17 protein-coding genes and 1 tRNA gene are annotated in these 26,196 nt (G+C 71.7%); 5 read left to right on the top strand and 13 right to left on the bottom strand.

Features of this window, described 5'->3' with window-relative positions; translation table 11 throughout:
* Positions 1 to 40: 40 nt before the first annotated feature.
* Positions 41 to 655, bottom strand: a complete 615-nt coding sequence (locus tag J1M64_RS14860) for a TetR family transcriptional regulator (protein WP_185951401.1) — start codon at positions 653 to 655, stop codon at positions 41 to 43.
* Positions 656 to 832: 177 nt separating this feature from the next.
* Here J1M64_RS14860 and J1M64_RS14855 point away from each other — a divergent pair, with 177 nt between their 5' ends.
* Positions 833 to 1,960: an acyl-CoA dehydrogenase family protein gene (locus J1M64_RS14855; RefSeq protein WP_206474597.1), complete on the top strand. Its 1,128-nt coding sequence runs from the start codon at positions 833 to 835 to the stop codon at positions 1,958 to 1,960.
* Positions 1,961 to 1,976: 16 nt separating this feature from the next.
* Here J1M64_RS14855 and J1M64_RS14850 read toward each other — a convergent pair whose 3' ends face one another.
* From J1M64_RS14850 to J1M64_RS14825, 6 genes are all read right to left on the bottom strand, one after another.
* On the bottom strand, positions 1,977 to 3,101 hold the full coding sequence (locus J1M64_RS14850; protein WP_206474596.1) for an FAD-dependent oxidoreductase: 1,125 nt from the start codon (positions 3,099 to 3,101) through the stop codon (positions 1,977 to 1,979).
* A gap of 71 nt (positions 3,102 to 3,172) precedes the next feature.
* The gene (locus J1M64_RS14845) at positions 3,173 to 3,979 is read right to left on the bottom strand and encodes an enoyl-CoA hydratase/isomerase family protein (RefSeq protein ID WP_241504367.1); all 807 of its coding nucleotides are present in this window, start codon (positions 3,977 to 3,979) and stop codon (positions 3,173 to 3,175) included.
* Between the two features lie 2 nt (positions 3,980 to 3,981).
* Entirely contained in the window at positions 3,982 to 5,436 is a 1,455-nt protein-coding gene (locus tag J1M64_RS14840) for an aldehyde dehydrogenase (protein ID WP_119191984.1), read from the bottom strand.
* Between the two features lie 238 nt (positions 5,437 to 5,674).
* Positions 5,675 to 5,751: transfer RNA gene (locus J1M64_RS14835), tRNA-Met, on the bottom strand.
* Positions 5,752 to 5,864: 113 nt separating this feature from the next.
* Complete coding sequence (locus J1M64_RS14830; protein ID WP_206474594.1) at positions 5,865 to 8,927, bottom strand: UPF0182 family protein; 3,063 nt, start codon at positions 8,925 to 8,927, stop codon at positions 5,865 to 5,867.
* 66 nt (positions 8,928 to 8,993) lie between these two features.
* Positions 8,994 to 10,055, bottom strand: coding sequence for a PDZ domain-containing protein (locus J1M64_RS14825; RefSeq protein ID WP_083249456.1), 1,062 nt, complete (start codon positions 10,053 to 10,055; stop codon positions 8,994 to 8,996).
* 78 nt (positions 10,056 to 10,133) lie between these two features.
* Here J1M64_RS14825 and J1M64_RS14820 point away from each other — a divergent pair, with 78 nt between their 5' ends.
* On the top strand, positions 10,134 to 11,555 hold the full coding sequence (locus J1M64_RS14820) for a zinc-dependent metalloprotease (RefSeq protein ID WP_206474593.1): 1,422 nt from the start codon (positions 10,134 to 10,136) through the stop codon (positions 11,553 to 11,555).
* Here J1M64_RS14820 and J1M64_RS19990 read toward each other — a convergent pair.
* Positions 11,552 to 12,238, bottom strand: a complete 687-nt coding sequence (locus J1M64_RS19990) for a M48 family metallopeptidase (RefSeq protein ID WP_307872454.1) — start codon at positions 12,236 to 12,238, stop codon at positions 11,552 to 11,554. The two genes, J1M64_RS14820 and J1M64_RS19990, sit on opposite strands and share 4 nt — an antisense overlap.
* A 270-nt stretch (positions 12,239 to 12,508) precedes the next feature.
* Between J1M64_RS19990 and J1M64_RS14810 the strand changes: the two genes are divergently transcribed.
* Both J1M64_RS14810 and J1M64_RS14805 read left to right on the top strand, forming a co-directional pair.
* Complete coding sequence (locus J1M64_RS14810) at positions 12,509 to 13,567, top strand: hypothetical protein (protein WP_253003328.1); 1,059 nt, start codon at positions 12,509 to 12,511, stop codon at positions 13,565 to 13,567.
* A gap of 8 nt (positions 13,568 to 13,575) precedes the next feature.
* Positions 13,576 to 14,892 carry an AarF/ABC1/UbiB kinase family protein gene (locus tag J1M64_RS14805; protein WP_206474591.1) on the top strand — a complete coding sequence of 439 codons (1,317 nt, stop codon included), beginning with the start codon at positions 13,576 to 13,578 and terminating at the stop codon, positions 14,890 to 14,892.
* Positions 14,893 to 14,931: 39 nt separating this feature from the next.
* On the opposite strand, the gene J1M64_RS14800 is transcribed toward J1M64_RS14805, so the two are convergent.
* On the bottom strand, positions 14,932 to 17,073 hold the full coding sequence (locus J1M64_RS14800; RefSeq protein ID WP_206474766.1) for an ATP-dependent DNA helicase UvrD2: 2,142 nt from the start codon (positions 17,071 to 17,073) through the stop codon (positions 14,932 to 14,934).
* A 96-nt stretch (positions 17,074 to 17,169) separates the two neighbouring features.
* Between J1M64_RS14800 and J1M64_RS14795 the strand changes: the two genes are divergently transcribed.
* A complete protein-coding gene (locus J1M64_RS14795; protein ID WP_132063690.1) occupies positions 17,170 to 17,448 on the top strand; it encodes a mycoredoxin in 279 nt (92 codons plus the stop codon).
* Between the two features lie 43 nt (positions 17,449 to 17,491).
* Here the strand turns inward: J1M64_RS14795 and nudC are convergent, their stop codons facing one another.
* The 4 genes from nudC to J1M64_RS14775 form a co-directional block, all read right to left on the bottom strand.
* Positions 17,492 to 18,418, bottom strand: a complete 927-nt coding sequence (gene nudC, locus J1M64_RS14790; RefSeq protein ID WP_206474589.1) for an NAD(+) diphosphatase — start codon at positions 18,416 to 18,418, stop codon at positions 17,492 to 17,494.
* Positions 18,419 to 18,501: 83 nt separating this feature from the next.
* Positions 18,502 to 19,581, bottom strand: coding sequence for a TrkA family potassium uptake protein (locus J1M64_RS14785; protein ID WP_132063692.1), 1,080 nt, complete (start codon positions 19,579 to 19,581; stop codon positions 18,502 to 18,504).
* Positions 19,582 to 19,644: 63 nt separating this feature from the next.
* A complete protein-coding gene (locus J1M64_RS14780) occupies positions 19,645 to 22,992 on the bottom strand; it encodes a UvrD-helicase domain-containing protein (RefSeq protein WP_206474764.1) in 3,348 nt (1,115 codons plus the stop codon).
* 5 nt (positions 22,993 to 22,997) lie between these two features.
* Positions 22,998 to 26,196, bottom strand: a 3,199-nt coding sequence (locus J1M64_RS14775; RefSeq protein WP_206474587.1) for a UrvD/REP family ATP-dependent DNA helicase, incomplete at its 5' end; no start/stop codon positions are given.

The following is a 26,196-nucleotide window of genomic DNA, read 5'->3' as shown; positions in this document are numbered from 1 at the left end:
GCGCTGGTCCCGTCACGTCGGATCCGGGCCGATCCCCCGGTCAGCGGCCTTCGACGATGATGCGGGTGGAGGGCCGCTCGTCGGGGTCTCCGCCGATCTGCGCCCAGACCGCCGCGACGACGGGTTCGAGGAACAACTCACCCACCTGGCCCATGAGCGTGCGGACCACCTGGACCTTGTCCGACGCCCGCGTCGAGGCGTGGCCTCCGCGCCGCAGGCTGTCGACCTCCCTGGTGGTGAGTTCGACGATCGCCTCGAGAAGCGGGACACCCCGGCCGTCGGGTTCGAGGAGGGCCCGGTTGATGTACTTCACCAACATCGGGTTGCGCTCGAGCATCTCCCGCACCGCGGCGTCGCGGGCCGCCACGACCTCCGCTGCTGATCCGGAGTGCTCGACCGTCGCCAGTGCGGCGACCACCTGCTCCACCACGAGCTCGTCGACAGCGCGGCGCAACCCCTCCTTGGTGCCGAAGTGGTGCTGGATCAACCCGATGGTGACCCCCACCCGGGCGGCGACCCGTCGCATCGAGACCCGGTCCTCGCCGTGATCGGAATAGAGCTCCAGCGCCGCATAGCGGATTCGCGCGCGGGCGGTGAGGTCACCGTCGGCAGAGCGCGGGACACCGTCCCCCGACCCGGGTTCCGTTGCGCTCACTCGCCCCACCTCGTCTCGCCGCGACGTGCGACGCCCGAGGGCGCCGCCGGAAGGTCGACCATACACATGCATGTCAGACAATGCAGTTGTATGGTGGGATCGTCATGGCCGTCAACCGGCCCCGTCCCATCGCTGGAGTCCCCCGTGCTAGTGACCGCCCCCTTCCGATCCCCGTGGATGACCGACGATCTGGATGCACTGCGCGCCCACACGCGTGCGTTCCTGGAGAAGGAGACCGTCCCGCACCTCGAGCGCTGGGCCGAGCAGGGCGCCGTCGACCGTGAGTTCTGGAACAAGGCCGGCGACGCGGGCCTGCTGTGCATCTCCATCCCGGAGGAGTACGGCGGTGGCGGCGGCACGTTCGCCCACGAGGCCGTGATCGCCGAGGAGCAGACCCGAGCCCTCGACGACGGCTGGGGCAATTCGGTGCACAGCACGATCGTGGCGCACTACATCCTCCAGTACGGCACGGAGGAGCAGAAGCAGCGCTGGCTGCCGAAGCTGGCGACCGGAGAGATGGTCGGCGCCATCGCGATGACCGAGCCGGGCGCCGGGTCGGATCTGCAGGCGCTGCGCACCTCGGCGGTGCGCGACGGCGACGACTTCGTGGTCAACGGCGCCAAGACCTTCATCTCCAACGGCATGCACTGCGACCTGCTCGTCATCGTCGCCCGCACGGGCGGCGAGGGCGCGCAGGGCCTGTCCCTGCTGGTCGCGGAGACCACCGACCTGCCCGGCTTCGACCGCGGCCGCAAGCTCGACAAGATCGGCCTGAAGTACCAGGACACGATGGAGCTGTTCTTCGACGACATGCGCGTGCCCGCCGGGAACGCCCTGGGTGGCGAGGAGGGCGTGGGCCAGGGGTTCATCCAGCTCATGCAGCAGCTCCCGCAGGAGCGCCTCATCATCGCGGTGACCGCGGTCGCGGCGGCCGAGACCGCCGTGAGGCTGGCGACGGATTACGCCAAGGAGCGCGAGGCGTTCGGCAAGCCCATCCTCAAGTTCCAGAACCTGCGTTTCGAACTGGCCGAGTGCAAGACCGAGGCGCTCGCCTCGCGCACCCTGCTGGATCACTGCATCGGCCTGCATCTCAAGGGTGAACTGGACCCGTCGACGGCGTCGATGGCCAAGTACTACTGCACCGACAAGCAGTGCGAGATCATCGACCGCTGCCTGCAGGTTTTCGGTGGTTACGGCTTCATGACGGAGTATCCGATCGCCCGCATGTACGCCTCGGCCCGCGTGCAGAAGATCTACGGTGGCACCAACGAGATCATGAAGGAGCTCATCTCGCGGACCCTCTAGAGGTCGTCGGCGACAACTAGAGCTCGGCGACGATCGCCCGGACGGCGTCACGGCCCGCTCGGTTGGCCCCCACGGTCGACTGGGACGGGCCGTAGCCGATGAGGAACAGCCTCGGCTCGTCGAGGGCCCGGCCCTCCGCCACCCGGATGCCCCCCTCGGGGGTGCGCAGGCCCAGGGGCGCGAGGTGGGCGACCGCGGGTCGGAATCCGGTCGCCCAGAGGATGACGTCCGCCGGTTCGTGTCGCCCGTCGGGCATCCGGACCCCGTCGGGTTCGATGCGGGTGAACATGGGGTGTCGGACCAGGACACCGCGCTCGTCGGCGCGCTCGATCCACGGGGCGCGGTACATGCCGGTGACGCGGATGATGCTCTGCGGGGGAAGTCCCTGCGCGGTGCGATCGGCGACCCGGTCGATCGCGGCGGAGAAGTTCTCCGGGGCGGGGTCCGTCTCCCACTCGATCTCCCGCCTGGTCACCCAGAGGGTGTCGGCGACGCGCGAGATCTCCTCGAGCAGCTGGGTGGCGGAGATGCCGGCGCCGACGATCACGACGCGCTGTCCGGCGAACTCCTCGGCGTCGACGTAGTCGTGGACGTGGAGCTGTCGGCCGCGGAACGTCTCCTGGCCGGGGTAGTACGGCCAGAACGGTCGGGTCCAGGTGCCGGTGGCGTTGATGACGTAGCGCGCCGCCCAGGCCTCAGGGCGGGTGTCACCGCTCGGATCGGTGACGACGACGAGGTGGTCGGACTCCGGCCCGTCCCGCCCGGGCGTGGGTCTGCGGACCGAGCGCACGCGGACCGGCCGCCGGACGTCGAGCCCGAATCGGTTCTCGTAGTCGGCGAAGTAGGGCGGCAGGACGTCCCGACTCGGGGCGGTGCGGTCGACATCGGGGACGGGTCGGCCCGGCAGTTCGAAGATGCCGTTGACCGTGCTCATGGTGAGGGATTCCCAGCGGTGCCGCCAGGCCCCGCCGGGGGCGTCCTCGGCGTCGAGCATGACGAAGGTGCGCTCCCCCGCCTCGGCACGGCCGACCGGCGCGAACCCCCGCCGCCTGAGGTGGTAGCCGGCCGACAGTCCGGCCTGGCCGGCGCCGATCACCACCACGTCGACCGGACGGGTGGGGCTCTCCTGATCGGGCGTCACGCCACCATGGTGGGCCACCCGGCTCCGGCGAGGACGGGCGGGCGGGCGCGGGATCGTCGCAGGCGCCGGGGTCAGGACCCGTCGGGTAACGAGGCGAAGTCCGGCGTGCGCCCTTCGGCGAATGCCGCCAGCGCCTCCGCGTTCGCCGGCCCACCCATGAGGTCGGCGAATGCCCGGTTCTCCCGTTCGCGGGCGTCTGCGATCTGGCGCGTCAGTGGTTCGGTCATCGTCCGCTTGACCGCCCGCAGACTCGAGATCGGGAGCCGCGCCAACCGTGCGGCGTGCTCGCCGGCGACCTGCTGGAGTTCAGCGGGGGCGCACAGCCGCCAGACCAGTCCCATCTCGTGGGCCTCGCGGGCCGTGATCCACTCCGAGGACAGCAGGGCCCACGCGGCGTTCTGCCGACCCACCAGCCTGGGCAGCAGGTAGCTCGACGCCGCCTCGGGCGCCACCCCCAGGCTCGTGAACGGGCACTTGAGCCGGGCGTCGTCGGCCATGAACACCAGGTCGGCGAACCCGATGATCGTCATGCCGATACCCAGTCCGAGCCCGTTGATCGCCAGGACCAGCGGCTTGTCGAACCCGGCGAGCGCGTCGACGAGTCCCAGGAATCCGTGCTCGCCGGGGACGAAGTCGGGGTTGGTGATCCGCTCACCCATCTCCAGCAGGTCGGTGCCCGCGCTGAACGCCCGGCCCTCACCGGTGAGCAGGACCACCGCGACCGTGGGGTCGGCGGCGGCGTCGTGCAATGCCTCGGTGACCGCGTCGTACAGCGCCTCGTTGAAGGCGTTGAGGGCATCGGGGCGCGCCAGGGTCAGGGTGCGGACCCGATCTGTGTCCCGTACCGACAGGCCCGTCGTCCTCTCGTCCCCCGCCACGGTCAGCTCTGCTCAAGGTAGACGGACTTGAGCTCGGTGTACTGGGCCAGCCCCTCGGGGCCGAACTCGCGCCCCACCCCGGATGCCTTGAAGCCGCCGAACGGGGCGGAGAAATCCATCGTGTAGGTGTTCACGCCGTAGGTGCCGGTCCGGACCCGTCGCGCGACGCCCAGCCCTGCCTCCCGGTCGGCGGTCCACACGGTGCCCGCCAGTCCGTACTCGGAGTCGTTGGCGATCCGGACGGCGTCGTCGACGTCGTCGTAGGCGATCACGGAGATGACGGGGCCGAAGATCTCCTCCTGCGCGATGCGCATCGAGTTGTCGACGCCACCGAAGACCGTGGGTCGTACGTACCAGCCGGTGTCCAGGCCGTCGGGGCGGTCGGAGCCCCCGGCGAGCAGCGTCGCACCCTCCTGCTGCCCGATCTCGATGTAGGAGTTCACCCGCTCCTGCTGGCGACGGGCGACCATCGGCCCGATCTCCGTGGCCGGGTCGAGCGGGTCCCCCACCACCATCGACCCGATGCCGTCGGCCAGCGCCTGTGCCACCTCGTCGTGGCGGTCGCGACTCACCAGCACCCTGGTCTGTGCCACGCACGCCTGGCCGGAGTTCATCACGCCGACGAACTTGAGCCCCTCGACCACGGTCGTCAGGTCCGCGTCGTCGAGCACGATCGCCGCGGACTTGCCGCCCAGCTCGAGGGAGCAGCGCTTGAGCTGCTCGCCGCAGATCGCGCCGATTTTCCGGCCCGCCGCGGTGGATCCGGTGAACGCCACCTTGTCGATCGCGGGGTGCCGCACCAGGTGCTCGCCCACCTCGCGGCCGCCGGCGACGATGCTCACGACGCCCTCGGGCACGCCCGCCTCGATGAGCAGTTCGCCCAGCAGGTAGGTGTCCAGCGGCGTCTCCGGCGCCGGCTTGACCACGATCGTGCACCCCGTCAGCAGGGCCGGGATCAGCTTGGACAGGACCGTGAACTGGGGGACGTTCCACGGCGGGATCGCCGCGACCACGCCCACGGGCTCGTGTCGCACCAGCACCTCCCCGCCGAGGACGCCGGGGCGGGTCTCCTCCCACGGGAATTCACGCGCGATGGTGAGGAAGGCCTCGATCTGCATCCACGGGGCGGGCGCCTGGGCGAGCTTGCTGAACGAGATCGGGGAACCCATCTCCGTGGAGATGACGGTCGCCATGTCATCGAGCTTCGCCGCGTACAGGGCGGACAGCCTGGCGACGACCTCGATCCGCTCGTCGGGGCTCATGCGGGGCCACGGGCCGTGGTCGAAGGCCTCGCGCGCGGCGGCCACCGCGGCGTCCATGTCCGCCACCGAGCCCTCGGGCACGCGGGCGACGACCTCCTCGGTGTGCGGGCTGATCACCTCGATCACGTCATCGGTGGCGGGGGAACGCCACTGGGTGCCGATCAACAGGGCATCGCGGTCGAGTGAGGTGGTCATGTGGCTCTCCTGCCGTCACGGGGCGTCGTCGTGGCCGCATCGGACATGCGAACAGACACCTGTCCACCATACGAGGACCGAACCGCTGCGTGGGCCGGAACACGAGGACAGGCGCGACGAGCGCTCCGGAGGCAGCTACGTGGTCCGCACTCCCGACCACGGCGTCGGCAAACTCGAACGAGACAACTCCAGAAATGACCTCAGGCCCGGCTCCCTCTCGGGAACCGGGCCTGGTGCGTGGTAGCGGGGACAGGATTTGAACCTGCGACCTCTGGGTTATGAGCCCAGCGAGCTACCGAGCTGCTCCACCCCGCGTCGTTTGCGTCTATGACACTACGTGCCATTCACCGGACATTGCAAATCGGTGGACGCTCGACGACTAGAAGATGACGTAACTCACACCTCCGCACCCATCGCCGCAGGTCACGTCAGTTCCCCAGGCCCTGATAGGCGTCGACAGCGGCCTGCAGGTCCTCGAGCGCCTGCCCCAGATCGGAGAGGTCTCCCCCGCTCTGGGCCGAGCGGACCGCGTTCAGCGCCGAGTTGAGCTCGCGCACAGCGGCTGCCCGCTCGGAGTCGTCAGCGCCTCCCCCGGTGGCCGGCGACGACGGCCGCGGAGCGGTGCCCTGCGCAGGCCGCGCGGCGCCCTCCTCGGCCTCGGCCTCCGCCTCACCGCTCTCGTCGATACGCACGACGTCCGGGTCTGCCTCGATCCCGACCTGCCGCAACGCCTCGTAGAGCGTGGGCGCGTAGCCCACCGCACGGTCGTACGAGACCATCACCCGCAGCAGCCTCGGGAACGCGGAGTCCTGGTCCTTGCGCTGGGTGTAGATCGGCTCCACATAGAGGACCGAGTCGTCCGCCAACGGCAGCGCCAGGAGATTGCCCTCCGTGATCTCGGCGGTCTCACCCCACAGTCGGCGGTCCTCGGCGATCGCCGGCGAGGCGATCATGATGTCCTGCGCCTGGTTCGGGCCCTGGGAGAGCGGCTCGGTCGGCCGCTGGACCCGCACCGTGATCTGTCCGTAGGTCTCGGGGTCCGAGCTCGCCGTCATGTGCGCGGCGAGGAACTCACGCTCATAGCCGCGGAACGCCGAGATGAGCTGGAACGACGGCTCGTCGGACTCCGGGTCGGTCGGATCGGAGGCCACCACGTAGTACGGCGGCTGGGCCGGCCCGTCACGGTCGACGGTCTGGGCGCCGGCGGGACCACCGGCGGGACTGCCGGCCGGACCACCGGCGGGGCCGCCCGCGGGCGGGCCCTGCGGGTTCTGGATCGACGAGGTCACCGTCGGATCGGACGGCACCGACCAGAAGGCGTCGTTGGTGAAGAACTGGCCCGGATCATCGACCTGGTACTTGGCCAGCAGCTCACGCTGCACCTTGAACAGGTCCTCCGGGTAGCGCAGGTGCTCCTCCAACTCCTCGGAGATCGCCTCACGTGGCTGCACGATGTCCGGCAGCGCCTTCATCCACGTCTGCAGCACCGGGTCCGACTCGTCGAACGCGTACAGGTCGACGGTGCCGTCGTACGCGTCGACGGTCGCCTTGACCGAGTTGCGGATGTAGGAGACCTCCTCGTCCGGCAGGACCCGACCGCTCGCGTCGTTGAGGGAGTCCGAGGTCATGGCCTCCAGCGAGCTGAGCTCGGCGTACGGGTAGGTCTTGAGCGTCGTGTACCCGTCGACGATCCACTTGATACGGCCGTCGATCACCGCCGGATAGGTGTTGGTGTCCGTGGTCAGCCACGGGGCCACCTTCTGCACCCGGTCCCGCGGGTCGCGGTCGTAGATGATCTTCGAATCGTCGCCGAGGATGCTGGACAACAGGATGTTGCGCTCGGCGAACTTGAGCGAGTAGGCGATACGGTTGACCCATCCGCCGACCGGGACGCCGCCCTCGCCGGTGTAGGTGTACTGCTCGGTGTCGGTGTCGTACTCACGGGGCCCGTCGCCGTTGTCCCCCACGATGGCGTAGTCGGGGTCCGCCTGCGCGATGAGCGGACCGAAGTAGGTCCGCGGCTGGGTCACCGGGATCATCATCTCCTGGCCACTGGAGATGGCCTCCAGGTCCGAGACCTGGAAGTTCGGCAGGCCGCCGCGGTCCGAACCCGCGTCGTCGGCGATCTCGTTGACCCGGTTGGCCGGTGCGGCCACGAACCCGTTGCCGTGCGTGTACACCGTGTGACGGTTGATCCAGTCCCGCTGGTTGGCCTGCAGGGACTCGGGGTTGAGCTCACGCGCGGCCACGAGGAAGTCCCGCATCTCGCCGTCGATCGTGTAACGGTCGATGCCCAGCGTCTCGGGGAAACCGTAGAAGTTGCGCAACTGGTGCAGCTGGGTGAACGTCGGCGCCAGGACGTTCGGGTCGAGCACGCGGACGTTGGACAGTGTCGTGAGATCCGAGGCCGCCTCGCGGGGGTTCGGATCGGCCGCCCCCCAGTTGTCGATGTAGGTGACCCGCTCCTCACCGATGTCGTACGCGGCGCGCGTCGCGTCGATGTTCCGCGCGATGTACTCCCGTTCCTTCTCGGCACGGTTGGGCTTCACCGAGAACTGCTCGACGGCCAGCGGCCACGCCGACCCCACCACGAGCGCGGAGAACAGCAACAGGACGGTGGCCAGCGCGGGGATCCGCAGATCCCTGATCACGATGGCGGAGAAGAACGCGGCCGCGCACACCAGCGCCACCGAGAACATGAAGATCTTCGCCGGCATCAGGGCATTGACGTCGGTGTAGCTGGCGCCGGTGAACGTGCTGTTCTCGCTGAACAGCAGCTCGTAGCGATCCAGCCAGTACGCGGCGGCCTTGGCCAGCACGAACAGCCCCGCGAGGGTCACCAGCTGGATCCGGGCGGCGCGGGTGAGGGCACCCTCGCGCGCGCCGGGCCGCAGTCCGCCGAAGAGGTAGTGGGTGAACAGGTTGGCCAGGAAGGCCAGCACGACGGCCACCATGAGCCACGTGACGATCGCGCGCCACATCGGGAGCTCGAAGGCGTAGAAGGAGATGTCCAGACCGAACTGGGGGTCGGTCTCACCGAACGGCGTCGAGTTGAAGAACGCGAGCACGGTCTGCCACCCGGTCTGCGCGACCGACCCCGCCAGGATCGCCAGGACGACCGGGATCCAGAGCACGGTCCTGCCGGGTGAGGCCCCCATGGCCGCCCGGTAGCGGGCCAGCGCGTCCGGCATCCCCGCCTGCGCCAGGAACACCGGGCGGAACCGGTAGGCCAGCAGAATGCCGGCGCCCACCGCCAGGCCGACCAGGAGGGCGACCGCCACGAAAAGACCGAGCCGCGCCAGCAGCTCGGTCCGGAACACGCTGGTGGCGTCGACACTGCCGAACCACAGCCAATCCGTGTAGGCGGTGTTCAGCCTGGGCAGGACCTGGATGAGGAGGATGAGGACGACGACGGCGACTGCGACGGCCCGACCGCGACGAGAGATCGCGATCGGCCGACCGGGGGAATTGCCGGGTGGGCGGACGGACACCTGGAAAGCTCCTGCACTGCTGGGGCGGACATGCTCGTGACCCCCACCTTACGGAAAAGCCGCGCCTCAGCCGCAGGTCGGTGGCTGCCCCCCGGAAGCCGCCGACTCCAGCGCCTCCAGTGCGCCCTCCAGCGTCTCCACCTCAATCAGCCGGATACCCTCCGGCGGGCTCTGCACAGCCTCCGCACAGTTGGCCGCGGGGACCAGGAATTCGCTCACTCCCGCCTCGTGGGCCGCCCGAATTTTGTGCCGGATACCACCGATAGGACCCACCGTCCCGTCGGGACGGATGGTGCCCGACCCGGCCACCCGCGCGCCCCCGGTGGCCTCACCCGGCGACAGCTTGTCGACGATCGCGACGGCCAGCACCAGGCCCGCCGAGGGGCCGCCCACCGCGGGGTCCACCGAGATGTCGACGTCGGTACCGTCCGCCGGGGTGTCACCCACCAGGATGCCCAGTCGGCCCTGTTCGGGATCGCCGTCCGGTCCCGCGGACTGCAACGTCGCCGTCGTCGTCTCCTCACGGCCCTCACGGGTGAACCCGATGCGGACCTCGTCACCCGCGCGGCGCTCACCCACCCGGTCCACCACGGCCGTGGCGTCGTCGACGGATTCCCCGTCCACGGAGGTCAGCACGTCGCCCGGGCGCAGCCGCCCGGCGGCGGCGCCGTCCGGCTCCACCCCCTCGACGCGCGGCTGCATGGGGATTCCCAGGAAGCGGTACGCGGCGGCCTCGGCGGAGTTCTCCGAACCAACCATCTCCGCGGCATTCGACTCGCGCACCTCGTCGCGTGACCGGTCCGGCGGGAACACCTGGTCGCGCGGCACCACCACCTGCGCCGGATCCACCCAGAACCGCATCGCGTCGAGCAGCGTCAGACGATCACGGACCGCCACCGTCGTCATGAACAGGGACCCGGCGGTCTCGTCCGCCTCCCTGCCCGCCACGTCGACCACCGGAACCCGCTCCGTGTCGCCGCCCTCCGTCTCCACCTCCGCCGTACCGAAGGTGTCGTAGGTGGGTCCGGGACCCATCGACACCAGGGGGACGGTGGCCGACGTCGCCAGGACGAGCAGCAGCACCGCAGGTACCAGCGCGGCGAGAACGGTGAACAGGCGACGACTCACGGGGCAAGGGTAGACCGCACCCGCGGCCGGCCGCGTCGCGGCCGGACCCCCCACCCCTGCACGCTGTACCGTTGTGGCATGAACCAGCCCTTCGGTTTCTCCGCTTCCGACGACGACGGGCGCGACGACGACCGCGACCGCGGCCAGGGCGGTCCCGGCGGTCCCGGCGGCTTCGATCCCTCGCAGTTCGGCAATTTCGGCCAGATGCTCTCCCAGTTCGGACAGATGCTCGGCTCCATGGGGTCGGCAATGTCCGGACCGGGCAGCTCGGGCCCCGTGAACTACCAGCTGGCGCGGACGGTCGCCCTCCAGTCCCTCGGTCGTACGCCCGTGATCACCGATGCCTCGCGCACCGCCGCGCAGGAATCGGTCCGCCTGGCCGAACTGTGGCTCGACGAGACCACCCAGTTCCCCTCCGGTGTGCACCGCACCGAGGTGTGGACGCCCCAGCAGTGGGTCGAGCACTCCCTGCCCACCTGGGAGAAGATCTGCACGCCCGTGGCCGAGCAGATGAACTCGGCCACCAAGGGCGCAATGCCCGAGGAGGCGCGCCAGCTCGCCGGCCCGCTGCTCGGCATGCTCGACCAGATGGGGGGCATGGGCTTCGGCATGCAGCTCGGACAGGGGCTGGGCAAGCTCGCGCCGGCCGTGCTGTTCTCCTCCGAGGTCGGGATCCCGTTCGGCGACGACGGGGTGGCCGCACTCAGCCCGGCCGCGATCGACGAGTTCGCCGACGAGCTGGAACTGCCCCGGCAGGAGGTCGTGGTCTTCCTCGCCGCACGGGAGGCCGCTCACCTGCGGCTGTTCGCCGGCACCCCTTGGCTGCGCGCCCGGTTCCTGGCCACCGTGGAAGAATATGCGCGCGGCATCCGCGTGGACACCTCCGGGCTCGACGACCTCGCCTCCGGGCTCGACCCGTCCATCCTGCAGGACCCCGCCAAGCTCCAGGAGCTGCTCTCCGGCGGCGCCGGGGCGATCGGTCCCAAGGTGACCAACGTCAACGAGGCCGCGCTCGGCCGGCTCGAGACGCTGCTCGCGCTGGTCGAGGGCTGGGTCGACGCCGTCGTCGCCGCGGCGGTCGGCGACCGGCTGCCCAGCGCCGACAAGCTCCGCGAGATGTGGCTGCGGCGCCGGGCGACCGGCGGCGCCGCCGAACAGGCCTTCGCCTCGCTCGTCGGACTCGAACTGCGTCCACGCAAGGCGCGTGAGGCCTCCGAGCTGTGGCGCCGGGTCGGGGAGGCCGTGGGCACCGAACGCCGCGACGGGCTGTGGAGCCACCCCGACCTGCTGCCCGTCGGCGAGGACCTCGAGAACCCCGCCGCCGTCATCGACCGGCTCCTCGACGAGTCGACCGGGGACTCCAGCGGCGTCGACGAGATCGAGCGCTTTCTCCGCGAATCGGGTGGCGGGACCGGAGAGGCCGGCGGGACAGGCGACGGCGGACCCGAGGCCTCAGGCCCGAATGGCCCGGGTTCCGGCTCTGACGGCTCCGGCTCCTAAGGTTCCGGCTCCGAGGGGTCAGGCTCCGAGGGGTCAGGCTCCGAGGGTTCAGACTCCGGAGGGGTCAGGCTCCGAGGGTTCAGGCTCAGAGGGGCCGCACGACGGGGCCTGATCGGCGGGCGTCGTGACGGGCGGGCCGACCTAGTACTGGCCGGTCTCGTCGTCGTCGCCCTCGACCAGGTCGCCCACGCCCTCGCCGACGGTCCCCGGCCGCCACCGGGGGCGTCCGACCCGGCCCCCTGCCTGAGCACCCGCGAGTAGGCCTCCAGGTACCCCATCGCCCGTTCGGTACGCGGATACCTGCGCACCACCTCCCAGAACTCGGGCGGGTGACCCCCGGGGACGACGAGGTGGACCAGCTCGTGCATCACGACGTAGTCCAGCACGTAAGCAGGCACGTCCCGCAGCGTCTCGCTGATCCGGAGCTCCCCGGAATCCGGTGAACAGGACGCCCAGCGGGTGGTCATCGCCGGCACCCACCGCACCGATGCCGGCCGCGCCCGACCCTCCAGCCACTTCGTCGACAGCTCCGTGGCGCGCCGCATCAGGTCCGCATCGGACGCCCGGTGACCCTTGCGGCGACCGGACCGGGCGAGCCGGCCGAGCATGTCGGTGATGAGACGTCGTTCCTCCGCGCGCGGCAGCCCCGCCGGCATGAGGACCACCACGGTCTCGCCCTCCACCCGAGCTGAGACCGTCCTCCTGCGGCGTGTGGAGCGGCGGACCTCGATCCGAGGATCATCAGGCTCGGTGGGTAGCGCCGGTGCCGGGCCCGGGCCGGGTGACGGTGGGCTCGCGGACGCGGCGGCGGGGCGTGGGGCTGGCGACACGCGGACCACGGTAGACCACCCGACACGGTGCGGTTATCCACAGGCGCCGACGAGACCGGGGCCTGTGGACAACGAGGCACGAGCAGCGTCCGGACACGGTCGTCGCGTGCCACGATGTGCCCCGTGACCCCAGTGACCGCTCCCGCCGACGACCCTCCACGCGCCGCCACCGAGGCCGGCACCGGAACCGCGGCGGTGGCGCCCGTCTCCCCGCGCACCGCCGCCCCCGTCATCGCCGCTCAGGCCGAGGCCCCGGTCTCCCGGGTCCGGGCCACCCTGCGTCCCGGCACCGTGGTCGTCGCGCGGGATGACCACACCGTCCAGGTGGGACTGGCACCTGACCGCGCGGTGGTGGTCGACGCCCCCGCCGTTGTGGGCGCCCGCCGCCTCACTGCACTACTCCGCGGCCTCGACGGCGGGGCCCATCTCGACGACGTGGCCGCCCGCGCGGGGATCGACGCGTCGGGGATGTCCACCGTGGCCCGGATCCTCGTCCACCTGGCCGACCTCGGTCATCTACGACTCGACCCGACGGAACCGGGAGCAGACACGGACGCAGACGCGCACGCGACGGGCCCCACTCCTAGGCCCGCGCCGGTGCGTCGGGTCCACATCCTGGGGGTCGGCCAGATCTCGGAGGTGCTTCGGGGGCCGCTGTCGGTCAACGGCTGTCGTGTGACCACCGGCCCCAGCCCGGGCTTGACGCTCGACGCCGAGCGGCCGCCTTGGTTCCGCCGGGGCAGGGCCCCCGACCTGGTCATCCTCACCGGCACCGTCTCGGTGGATCCGGTGGTCACCACCGCACTCGCCCGGTCCGGGCAGGCGCACATGCACGTGTACTGCCGGGACGGCCGTGTGGTGGTGGGCCCGACCGTGGTGCCGGGTGTCACCCCGTGTCTGCGCTGCACCGACCTGTACCGCGCCCGCCGGGACCCGCGGTGGCCGTTCGTCGCCGCGCAACTCATCGGACACAGCCCTGACGCGGCCGTTCCCGCCCTCACCGCCGCCGCAGCCCTGGTGCTGGCGGAGGTCGCCGCCAGCCGCGAACCCCGCACCAGGCTCCAGACCATCGGTGCCACCGTGGAGATCAATCCGTCCGAGGGACTGTGGCGCCGGCTCGAATGGCAGGCCGACGCAGGCTGCGACTGTGGCGCCGCCCCGCATGTCCGTCCTCTGTCATGATTGAAGGCGTGTCCGACCTACCCCGCACCTCGTCCCGCCGCGCAGCACGCCTCGCGGGACTCCCACTGGGCATCGCCGGTCGCGCCGCCGGTTCACTCGGTCGACGCGCCCTCGGGCGGGGTGACGGGGATCTGAGCGAGGAACTGGCCGGTCACGCCGCCGAGCAGGTCTTCGCCGTCCTCGGGGAACTCAAGGGCGGCGCCATGAAGGTCGGCCAGGCCCTGAGCGTGTTCGAGGCCGGGATGCCCGACAAGTACGCCGAGCCGTTCCGGGAGGCCCTCACCAAGCTGCAGGCCGAGGCTCCACCCATGCCCGCCGCCGAGGTGGAGCGGGTCCTCGACGCCCAGCTCGGGCTGCGCTGGCGCGAGCGGTTCGCAGAATTCAACGGTGACGCCGCCGCGGCCGCCTCCATCGGGCAGGTCCACCGCGCCGTCTGGTCCGACGGTCGGGAGGTGGCCGTCAAGATCCAGTATCCCGGCGCGGACGAGGCCCTCCGCTCGGACCTACGGCAACTCCGGCGACTGGCTCCCCTGTTCCGGCCGCTCAACCCTGGCACCGACATCAGGGGTATCATCGATGAGCTCTACGACAGCACCGTGAGCGAACTCGACTACCGCGCGGAGGCCGACACCCAGCGGGTGTTCTCGGCCGCCTATCGCGACGATCGCCTCTTCCGGGTGCCCTCTGTGCTGGCCTCGTCGCCGAAGGTGCTCGTTACCGAATGGGTGGACGGGCGGGCCCTGAGCCGTATCTCCAGCGACGGCACCCCCGAGGAACGCAACCGGGCCGGCGAGCTCCTCACCGAATTCCAGTTCAGTTCCCCCACCCGTGCCCGGATGATGCACGGTGATCCCCACCCCGGTAATTTCCTGCTCGCCGATGACGGTCGGCTGGTGGTCCTGGACTTCGGCGCGTCGATCCCGCTGCCCGAGGGCGTGCCCGAGGTCCTCACCTCCATGATGCGGCTCGCCCAGGCCGGCGATTCCGCGGAACTGGTCCGGTTGATGACCCGGGCCGGATACGTCGGCCGGAACGGCCTCGACCCCGCCGACGCGATGGCGTTCCTGAACCCGTTCATCGAGCCGATGCGCGAGCCTGTTTTCCACTTCAGCCGCGCGTGGATGCAGAGCATCATGTCCGTCTACGGGGACGTGTCGGGGCGGGAGTTCCGGACCTCCCGCTCGTTCACCCTGCCGCGCGAGTACGTCCTGATCCACCGGGTGCTGTCCGCGTCGGTGGGCATGCTGTGCCAACTCGAGGCGTCCGCCCCGTACCGGGAGATCGTGCAGCGCTGGATGCCGGAGATCTTCCCCGACGAGGGCTGACCAGCCCCCGGCTCGGGGATCCTCCCGCGCGGCGCGGGTTCAGGTGGCGCGGATTAGCCTCAGCACGTCGTCGCCGTACTCGCTCAGCTTGTGCGCCCCGATCCCGCCGATCCGGCCCAGTGCGCGGGTGTCGGCGGGCCGCTCCCGGGCGATCTGGGCGAGCGTGTCGTTGGTGAACACCGTGTAGGCGGGTTTGCCGATCCGCTCGGAGGTCTCCTTGCGCCAGTCCCGCAGTCGTTCGAACAGGCCGGTATCGACCTCCACCGAGCATTCCGGGCACAGCCCGAGCGCGCGGTGCATGGGCCCGGTGAGCTTCTCCCCGCACCCGCGGCACCGTCTCTTGTCCGAGGTGTCGGTGGACCCGCGCGGTCCGACCGGGGACTGGGCCGGGCGAACGGGGTCGAGGAAGCGGCTGGGGCGTCGGCCGGCCCGGCCACCGGCGCGTCGACTCCGACTCCACGACACGGTCAGGTGCTCGCGGGCGCGGGTGACGCCCACGTAGAGCAGGCGCCGCTCCTCCTCGATCGCGTCCGGTCCGGCGTTGATCGCGTGGCTGATCGGCAAACTCCCCTCGTGGACTCCGATGAGGAACACCGCGTCCCATTCGAGCCCCTTGGCGGCGTGGAACGACGCCAGCGTCACACCCCGCTCGTCCGGGGCGTGACGTGCCGCCGCCCGTTCTCGAAGCCCCGCGACCACCGGTAGCAGGCCCTCGCGAGCCTCGGCCGTGGCGATCTCCTCGGCGAGCCCCACCAGCGAGTTCAGTGAATTCCAGGTCTCCCTGGCCTGGGCACCGGACGGCTCGGCGGCGGTGAGACCGAGGGGCTCGAGCGCCTGCCTGATGACTGCGACGATCTCCGTGGGGTCCGCCAGTTGGGAGTACGCCTGCGCCCGCGCCTCGTCCGAGCCGTCGATCAGTCGGTCGATCGCCGACATGGCCCGACGGACCACCGGCCTCTCGAAGAAGCCCTCGCCCCCCTTGAGCCGGTATCCGATCCCGGCCTCGTCCAGGGCCGCCTCGACCCGCTCGGACTGGGCGTTGATGCGGTACAGCACCGCGATCTCCGAAGGGTCCATCCCGCCGTGGACGAGATCGGCGACGGCCCCCGCCACCGCCTCCGCCTCGGCGTCCTCGTCGGGGTACTCGGCGAGGACCGGCTCGGGGCCCGGCGGCCGCATTCCCCGCAGGGTGAGCCCGGCGCTGCGGAACCGGCCGCTGCCGGCGCTGATCACCGCGTTGGCCAGGTCCACGACCTGAGGCGTGGAGCGGTAGTCGGACTCCAGGCGCACGACGGTGGCACCCGGGTAGCGGTCCGCGAAGCCGAGCAGGAAGTCCGGTTCTGCGCCGGCGAACGAATAGATGGTCTGGTTGACGTCACCGACCACCGTCAGGTCGTCCCTCCTGCCCAGCCACGCGGTGAGCAGCCGTTGTTGGGCCGGCGTGACGTCCTGGAACTCGTCGACGACGAAGCAGCGGTAGCGGTCCCGGAACTCCTCGGCGATCGCCGGGACCTCTTCCACGAGTTCGGCCATGTGGCTCAGGAGATCGTCGAAATCGAGCATCCGGACCGGTCCGGAGACCTTGAGGTCCTCGTATGCCCGGAACGCGCGCGCGACCTCGGGGGCCGGCACCGGCAGGTCGCGACCCAGTGCGACGGCCTGCTCCGCGTACGTATCCGGGGTGAGCAGGCTGGACTTGGCCCAGCCGATCTCGGTCAGCACGTCGCGGATGGTCTCCGTGGCGGGGTCCAGGCCGACCCGGCGCACCGCCTGGGCGACCGCGCGGAACTGCCCGTCCAACAGCTGCCAGGGTTCCTCCCCGTACACCCGTGGCCAGAAGTACGACAGGTTCCGCAGGGCGGCCGAGTGGAAGGTCCGGGCCTGTACGGGTCCCGTCCCGGCGTCCGCGACTCCCAGCCCCGCCAACCGCATGCGCAGCTCCCCGGCGGCGCGGGCGGTGAACGTCACCGCCAGCACCTGGTCACCGCGGACGTGCCCGGTCGTGACCAGGTGGGCGATACGCCTGGTGATCGTGCGGGTCTTGCCGGTCCCGGCGCCGGCGAGGATGCACACGGGACCCCGCGGGGCCAGCACGGCACGGCGTTGCTGCGGGTCGAGACCCTCGAGGGCCGACTCCGCACCGTCTCCCCGTCCGCGACCATCTCCCCGTCCGCGCCGCATGTCACTCACGCACCCATCGTGGCATCCGCCTCCGACATCGCGTCCGCGGCCTCCCCCCGGGGATGATTCCCGCGGTCGTGCGCGTTACACCCCGTCATGAGCGATGTGACGACGAACGACGATGCCGGCGCCCTGACCCTGTACACCACCACGTGGTGCCCCTTCTGCACGCGGCTCAAGAAGCTGCTGGACGAGAAGGCGATCGGCTACACCGAGGTCGACGTGGAGGCGGACGCCGATGCCGCCGCTTTCGTCGAGAGCGTGAACGGCGGCAACAGGGTCGTCCCTACGGCGCTGTACTCGGACGGCACCACCGCCACCAATCCCACGGCCTCGCAGGTGCGCGCCAAGCTCGCCGAACTCGTCGGGGCCTGACGCGCTCGTCCGGGCCGGGGGGCGACGCCGGGCACCAGCACCCTCAGGCGTCGGTGTCGCCGTCGACCGCTGCGACCCAGGACTGCAGCATCACGTGCGCGATGGAGACGGCCGGCGCCACCATGAGGTCGCCACGGCCGGCCAGCGCGTCACGGACCCGGCCGACGTCGAACCACGCGGCCTCACTGATCTCCTCGTCCTCGAGCACGATCGGAGCCTCCGGGTCGCCGATGGCGTGGAATGCGACCATGAGGGACCGGGGGAACGGCCAGGGTTGGCTGCCCAGGTAGCGCACGCGGTCGACGACCACGCCCACCTCCTCGGCGACCTCACGTCGAACGCAGCCCTCCAGGGACTCCCCCGCCTCGACGAAACCGGCGACGTGCGAGTACATGCCCTCGGGCCAGATCGGCTGGCGGGCGAGGAGCACTCGTCGTCCCCCGTCGTGGACCAGACAGATCACGGCGGGGTCGGTCCGTGGGTACTCGAGGCCACCGTGGAACGGGTCCTCGATCGCCCATCCCGCGTCGACCCGGCGCGGATGGTGGGTGCGTTCGCGGCCGCGGACGTTGTCGCGATGCCACCCGAGTAGGGCCATGGCCTGGGAGGCCAACGACCCGTCACCCTCGACGAGGTCGGCCCCGCACGAGCGGAGCGACGTCACCGCGGGCTCGGCGGGGAGCTCGTCGACCGGGACCGCCCAGATGTGCCGGGCGTCCTCGGTCCTCCCGAGGAACACCGCCTCCTCGGGGAGGGAGTCCGCGAGGTCCAGGGCGGGCTCCAGGCGGATCCGCTGCCGATCACCGGGCGCCGGCTCGACGGCGAACCTGTTGCGACGGTCCACCTTCATGACGCGAGCCGTCGCCCATCCCCTGGTCAGTTCGTCGGTGTCCTGCCGCAGGGGCGCAGCCCTGTCGGGTGCCGCCACCGCGAGCACCGGGTCGGAGTCGAGGGTGAAGTCCAGCGGCATCGTGTGGGGTCCTTTTCGCGGGGGCGTGACGGGCGCCACCGAGCGTAGCCCGGTCCCCTCGGCATCCTCGCGCTGCCCGTGCCTCAGCCGGAGACCATCCGGATGTAGAGCAACCGGTCGCCGCTCTCGAGTGCGTCCGCCTCGGACTCGTTGACCTTGATGAGCTGCCCCTTGCGCACCACCCCGAGCACGAGTTCGGCGAGGTGTCGGGGCGAGCCGCCCACCTCGGACTCCTCGACCCGCCGCTCCGCGATGGAGAAGCCCTCGTCGGGGGTCAGCAGGTCCTCCATCATCCCCACGACGGTCGGGGTGATGGTGGCCAGGCCGAGGAGCCGTCCCGTGGTCTCGGCGGAGACGACCACGGAGTCCGCGCCGGACTGCTTGAGCAGGTGTTTGTTGTCGCTCTCGCGGACCGTCGCGACGATCTTCGCGTTCGGTGCCAGTTCCCGCGCGGTGAGGGTGACCAGCACGGCCGTGTCGTCCGAGTTGGTGGCCACCACGACAGCGGAGGCCCGGGTGAGTCCGGCCAGTTTGAGAACGTCGGACCGGGTCGCCGAGCCGTGGACGGTGACCAGACCGTGGGTGGCCGCGGCCTTGAGTGCCTGGGGATCGGTGTCGACGACGACGATGTCCTCCGGGGCGGTGTCGTCGGCGAGCATCGCCGCGATGGCGGACTTGCCCTTGGTGCCGTACCCGACGACGACGGTGTGGTTGCGCACGTGAGTTCTCCATCGCTGGATCTTGAGGGCCTGACGGGACTGCTCGGTGAGCACCGACAGGGTGGTGCCGACGAGCAGGATGAGGAAGAGCACGCGCAGCGGCGTGATCAAGAGGGCGTTCAGCAGTCGCGCCTGCTGGGTGACCGGGGAGATGTCCCCGTAACCGGTGGTCGAGAGGGATACCGTGGCGTAGTAGAAGCTGTCGATGATCGTGATTCGCCCGCCAGGGCCGCCTCCGCCCTCGTACCCGTCCTGGTCGACGTAGACCACGATGGCGGCCAGACTCAGCGTGAGCACAGCCATCAGCACTCGCTTGCCGATCAGCCGCCACGGCGTCTCACTGTGCTCCGGGATGCTCACCACGCCCACGAGCGCGTGGTCGGGGCTCTCGTCCAGCGGGTCGTGGCCACGGAACCGCGATGCCAGTGCGCGCTTCTTCACCATGGGACTCCGTTTCCGCGACGCGTCCCCCGCGGGGACCGTGCCGTCATCGACATGAATCGTCGCCTATCGCCCGCCGCGGGACAACAACCGACCCCGCCCCGGCCCGTCGGAGAGCAGTCGTGACAGCTCGTCGGCGTCCGGCAGATGGGCCGGTTCGATCGTGCGCCCGGAACGCACGTAGTGGAACGCGGCGCGCACGCGGTCGAGCCCCACGGGTCGTCCCAGGCGGGCACTGGCAATCTGGGCCCAGGCGTACCGGTAGACGGCCAGCTGGAGGGCGACGGCGGGCATGTCCCGCTCGGCGGGAACCCGTCCCGTCTTCCAGTCCACGACGATCCACCCCGGGTCGTCGTCGCCGTCGGTGTCCGCGCTGGCGGTGGCGGTGAACACCGCGTCCATCCGTCCGCGCAACAGGTGTTCGCCGAGCCCCACCTCGAAGGGCACCTCGACCGCTTCGGGTGTCATCCGTGCCCATCGGGATGCCTCGAACGCCTCCTGCAGTGCAGTGAGGTCCGCCTCGGACAGTCCGTCGGCCGCGCCCTGGTCGCCGGCGCCGGGCAGGTCGTCGATGTCGAGGAGGTGGGTGGCGCCGAAGCGGTGCTCCAGCCAGAGGTGGAAGCGGGTCCCGCGCCGGGCGAAGCGGTCGGGACGGAACGGGACCGGCCTGCGGAGACGGTCCGCGAACTCCCGGGGGTCGGACGCCAGTGCGACCATCTGCCCCGCGGTGAGCCGGCGGGGCAGGATCACCTCGTCCCGCTGTTCGGCCGCCCGCCGCGCGTCGGCCAGCAGCGGTGCCGCGGCGAGGTGCCAGCGGCGTGCCGGTCCCGATTCCGGCGGGTCCTCGTTCTCCGGGTCCACCGGCACGGCCGCGTCGACCGCCCGTGCGACGGCGACGCGGCCGGGGACGGCCGGTCGAGGCCACGTGGCCTCCACGACGGTCGTCGTGGCGGGGTTGGTCGGGGAGGGTGTGACGACGAGGTGATCGATCTCCCCCAGTGGCTCGTCTCCCCCGCACGCCTCCAGGACCTCGTCGAGGAACTCCGACGGGCCCTTGGGTGTGGCGGCCCCTCCGATCCAGTGTGACCCGGACAGCAGCAGCGTCTGCTCGGCTCGTGTCACCGCCACGTAGAACAGCCGCCGATCCTCGTCCAGTGAGCGTCGCCGGACCCGCTTGACATGACTCTCGAGCGCGTCCTGCAGGAGTTTCCGGTCGGTCACGTCGTCGAGCCGGGGCACAGGGACGCCGCCGGGGTTGTCCTCCGATTCACGGTCCCCCCGCAGGTGCTCGGGTACCTGGGTCGCCGTGCGCACCGAGGTCTGTGGCGCCTGGTCGGACGGGAAGACCCCCTGCGCCAGGTGCGGGACGGCCACGATCTCCCACTCGAGCCCCTTGGCGGAGTGGACGGTGAGGATCTGGACCCGCCCCGGTGTCGCGGCGACCTCACCGCGCGCGAGCCCGCCGTCGACCGTGCGCGCGAGGTCGAGGTAGGCCAGGAAGGCGTCCAGTCCTGTTCCCCGGTCCGGCCGGAACCCCGCCGCCACCTCCTGCAGCGCATCGAGTTGCTCGCGGGCCTCGCCGGCTCCCGCGCGTTGGCGTAGGCGGACCTCCGCGTCGACCCCGAGCGCCTGCTCGGCGGCGGCGACCAAGCGGGCGGGGGGTGCCGAGGAGCGGGCACGCAGGCCCGAGATGATCCCGGCGAGTTCGCTGATGCGCGCGGCGCCGTCCGCGCTGTAACCGGCTGCGGGGCCGGGGTCGGCGAGGGCGTCGGCGAGCCCGGCCGAGTCGGTCTCCTCCCCCCTGGCGATGCCGTCGAGGATGTCCTCCAGCTGATCGAGAGCGGCCACCGCCCCGCCGGGGGCCGCGGACCGGCGTAGCGACAGGTGGGAGGCACGCCGGGCGAGCGCGGCGAGGTCCGCGGCTCCGAGGGAAAACCGGGAACCGCTGAGCAGGCGCAGCAGTGCGGGTCCCGCACCCGGGCGGGAGACCACGGTGAGCAGCGCGACGACGTCGGCGACCTCGGGGACGTCGAGCAGTCCGCCCACCCCCACCACCTCGACGGCCAGGCCGCGCGACTCGAGGGCGGCGGCGATCGCTGCGGAGTCCCCGTTGCGTCTGACCAGTACCGCAGCGGTCGGCGTGCGACCGGTTCGGGCGGCCGCGCTGTATCTCGCGGCGATCGCGTCCGCGAGCCATTCCCGTTCGTCCGACGCGGTGTCCAGGACGGCCACCCTGAGGTCGGCGGCCTCGGCGCCGGGTCGGGCTCGCAGTTCGGGGACGGGGATCGCCCCCGGCCGGTCGCGCAGGGGCGCGGTGATCCGGTTGGCCAGCGTCAGGACCTCGGGTGGGTTCCGCCACGAGGTGGTGAGCTCGCGCAGGTGTGACCGCCGACCGTCGGCAAGGGGGAAGTCCTCGCGGAAACGGTCGAGGTTCGAGGCCGAGGCCCCGCGCCAGCCGTAGATGGACTGCATGGGATCGCCGACGGCGGTGACGGCCGGGACGGGCCCCGCCCCACCTCCGAACAGGGAGGAGAGCAGGACTCGTTGCGAGTGCCCGGTGTCCTGGTACTCGTCCAGCAGGACGACCCGGAACGCCCGGCGCTCGGCCTGGCCGACCTGGGGGTGGTCGCGCGCGACGGTGGCGGACAGTGCCATCTGCGAACCGTGATCGAGCGCCGACTCCGCGCGCATGCGGGCCGCGACCGCGTCCACCAGATCCGCCAGTTCGTCGCGATGCCCCTGCACGTCCGCCGTCTCCTGGAGCCACCGGGTGGGGGTCTGGCGTTGCCGCGGCCCGGGGGGCAGGGTCGCGATGAGGGTGGTCATCAGGTCGGGGTCGGTACGCAGGTCCTCCGTGGTGATGAGGTGGTCGGACAGCTGTCCCGCCAGCGTGAGCACGTCGCGCGTCACCCGGCCGGGGTTCGATCCGGTCGTCAGGGGGCTCTCCCACCTCGACACCACGTCGTGCGCGAGTTGGAAGGCGGCGGTGGGGGTGAGCAGCCGCGAGTCCGGTTCGACGGGGACGAGCAGACCGTACGTCCCGAGCAGGGTCCCGGCGAACGCGTGGTAGGTCGAGATCTGTGGATCCTCGGTGCGGATCGCCTCCGCTATCCCGGGAGCGGCCCCCGGACCCGTGCACAGGGGACTGCGCGCGAGCGCGTCGAGTCGCCGACGGATGCGACGGGACAGCTGCTGCGCTGCCTTGCGGGTGAAGGTCAGCCCGAGGATCTCCCCCGGGCGGGCATATCCGTTCGCCACCAGCCACACCACGCGGGCGGCCATCGTCTCGGTCTTGCCGGCACCTGCTCCCGCCAGGACCAGTGTCGGTTCCGCCGGACCCGAGATCACCTCGGCCTGCTCGGCGGTCGGCCGGTGGATCCCGAGCGCGTCGGCGATGACGTCGGGCTCGATCATCGTGGTCACCCGATCACCTGCTCGCCCTCGGGCTGCGCCGGGCAGCTGGATCTGACGTCGCAGTGCTCGCACCAGCGACCTACTCTCGCGGTGTACGCCGGTCCGACGGTCGCGTGGCCCGCTGCCGTCACCCGCCGGGCGAGTTCCTCCGCCGCCTCCGTCCCGAGCGGATCCTGCATCCGTTCGGCCGGCATGCGCCCCTCCCTGCCCGCCAGGTAGAGCAGGAGTCCTCCGCCGGGGGCCCGACCGGCCGCGGAGTCGACAGCCCCGGCGGCGACGGCGAGTTGGTAGAGGGCGAGCTGCGGGTGCACGGCGGCCTCGGCGTGGCTCGCCGCGGCACGGGAGGTCTTCACGTCGACCGGGATCACCTGCCCCGCCGTGGTCGCCTCGAGCCGGTCGATCCGTCCGCGGACCCGCACCGGGCCGTCGACATCGAACTCGAACGCCTCCTCGACCCCGGCGGTGGTGTACTGGTCGCGCGTCGAGGCACGCCACAGTCGGAAGGTCTCGGCCATCTCGACCATCGACTCCGCGCCCCGCTCGGCGAACCACCCACGGGCCATCGTGAGGGCTTCCGCCCGTCGCCGCACGGCCCCCCGAAGTGCGTCCTCCGGGATCCCTCCCTCCACCGCCTGTGTCAGCGCGTGGACCGCCGAACCCCGCACGAGAGGGGCCGCCGATCCGGCGTCCGAGGAGTCGCCCCGCACCTTCTGGAGGAACCACCGGAGGGGGCACTCCTCCAGGGCACCGAAACCGGAGGGTGAGAGGACCGCGAGGGGTTCGCCCGGCGTCGAGGTGACCACCGGGGTCGTCGAGGACGGCTCGGCCGCGCCGAACCAGGTCCGCGGGTCGGCGACCTCCACCCCGGCGTCGCGGAGCCCGGCGAGGAGTCCGGCCGCATGCCGGGCGTCCGCGGGGTCGGTGGCCGGGTCGTGGAGTGCCGCCCGCAGGTCCACGGCCAGGTGCGGCAGCGTGAAGACGGTCGGCGCGTGCCGGGGCGGGCCTGCCACCGCCCCGGCGGGCGCCGCGGTGGGAGTGGTGGTGGCCAGGTCCGAGATCTCGTCGACGAACCGGGAGGGTGCGATGTCGCCCTCCTCCGGCGACTCGACCGCGGTCACCAGCAGGTGATCCCTCGCGCGGGAGCACGCCACGTAGAACAGTCGACGTTCCTCGGCCGACCGGGCGGCGGCGGAGGACACGGCCCGCTCGGCCTCGGACGGCACCGGGCCGTCACCGGCGACCTCGGTCAGGTCGACCAGCTCGTCGACTCCCAGGAGACCGGACCGCCGGCGGGGTGCCGGCCACACCCCGTCCTGCACGCCGCACACGGCCACGGCTCGCCACTGCCTGCCCACCGCCGCATGCGCGGACAGGACGCTGACCGCCCCTCCACGGGCTCTGGTGTCCGCGCGTCCGGGGGCGGGCAGGTCCTCGCCGGAGACGACGTCGCAGAAGAGGGCGACGGACCCGCCGGGGACCCTGTCGACGAAGTCGGCGGCGTGGTCGAACAGCGACACGACCGCGTCGAGCGAGCGGTCCACGGACCGGGACCACGGGTCGGCGGCGACCGCCTGGCGGACGAGGCGCCTCTCCAGTCTCGACGCCGACCACGCGGCCCAGAGGGCCTCCTCCGCGGTGCCGCCCGCCCCGAGTTCCGCCAGGACCGCCGCGCGGGCTCGCCGGACCCTGGTCACCGGCGCGAGCTCCACCGCCGTCAGGCCCGGCGGGATTCGGTCCTCCTCCGCGAGCACGAGCCGGCGCAGTGTGTCCGCACTCGGCTCGGTCCCGCCGATCCCGGAGCGACGCAGGCCGCGTCGGAGGCGTCGCATGGCCACCGCGTCGGCGCGTCCGATCGGTCCCGAGAGCATCGCCAGTGTCCGTTCCGCATCGGTTCCGGCCTCGCCCTCCACCGCGGAGCGCACCAGCAGCAGGAGCGCCGACGCCACGGGGTCGTGGGCGGGCGGGATCTCCGCACCCGCGTCCACGACAGGGACCCCCGCGGCGTCGAGGGCGGCGAAGAGCGCGTCCGCCATCCGGGGCAGCGAGCGGGTCACCACCGCCATCTCCGCGTAGTCGACGCCGTCCAGGACGTGTCGACGGCGGAGGAAGTCCGCGATGACCGCGGCCTCCGCGGCGGACGAGCCCGCGACGGTCACCCCCACCGACCCCTCGGCCGGGCCCGGCGTCTCGCGGGGCCGGTGGCGGGCGGCCCCGGGGAGTCTCGACGCGACGCGCGCGGCGACGGCCGTGATCGCCGGAGACATGCGGTGCCCGGTGTTCAGGTCGATCGCGCGGCCACCCTGGTCCACCACGGCCCGGGCGAGACCCCCGTCGGCGCCACGGAATCGGAACACCGACTGGTCGCCGTCCTCGGCCACGAGCAGGACGTCTGCCCCGCCTCCGACCGCCGCGACGAACTCGGCGGCCAGCGGATCGAGGTGCTGCGCGTCATCCACCGCGACGAGACGGCGGGACCGGAAGATCTCGCGCAGATCGGGATCGGCGGTGAGGGCGTCCAGTGCGGCCCCGACGAGTTCAGCGGCGTTGAGCGCCTCCGGTATGTCCGACTGTCCGGAACGCACCCCGGACCGCAGCGCCATCTGCTCCTCGTGGCGGCGGAAGAACCCGGCGGCGGCGACCCAGGCCGGACGACCCGCGGTGCGGCCCAGCCGGGCGAGTTCACGGGGTCCGATGCCCCTCTCCAGCGAACGCAGGAGGAGGTCTCGCAGTTCGCGGGCGAATCCGACGGTGGAGAGAGCCGGCCGCATCTGTTCGGGCCAGTGCGGGGCCCCGTCCGCCAGTTCGCCCATCAGGGTCTCCCGCACCACCGCGTCGTGCTCGGCCCCGGTGCGCAGGCGCGGGGGCGGTGCGTCTGCCCGCGCGGCCGCCAACCGGACGACCGCGTGGGCGAGGGAGTGCACGGTGCGGACGGGCGCGTCGGTGCCGACCACGAGGTGCGGGGGCATCCCGTTGGTGGCCTGTTCGAACAGGGTGGCCGCGGCCGCCGCCGAGCCGGTGAGCACCAGGACCCCGTCCATCCCCACCCCGCCGGCCACCGCGGAGCGCACCACATCGACGATCAGCGACGTCTTCCCGCTGCCCGGGCCCCCGCGCACGACCCACCGGTCCTGCCTGCCCGTCCGGGCACCCGACCAATCACGCCCGAGGAGGTCGTCGAGTTCCGCCGACCAGGACGTTCCGTGC

The sequence above is a fragment of the Dietzia sp. KRD202 genome, from assembly GCF_017168155.1.
In the GTDB taxonomy this organism is placed as follows: Bacteria; Actinomycetota; Actinomycetes; order Mycobacteriales; family Mycobacteriaceae; genus Dietzia; species Dietzia kunjamensis.
The sequence above is the reverse complement of the archived record's forward strand: the minus strand, read 5'-3'. Positions and strand labels throughout refer to the sequence as shown.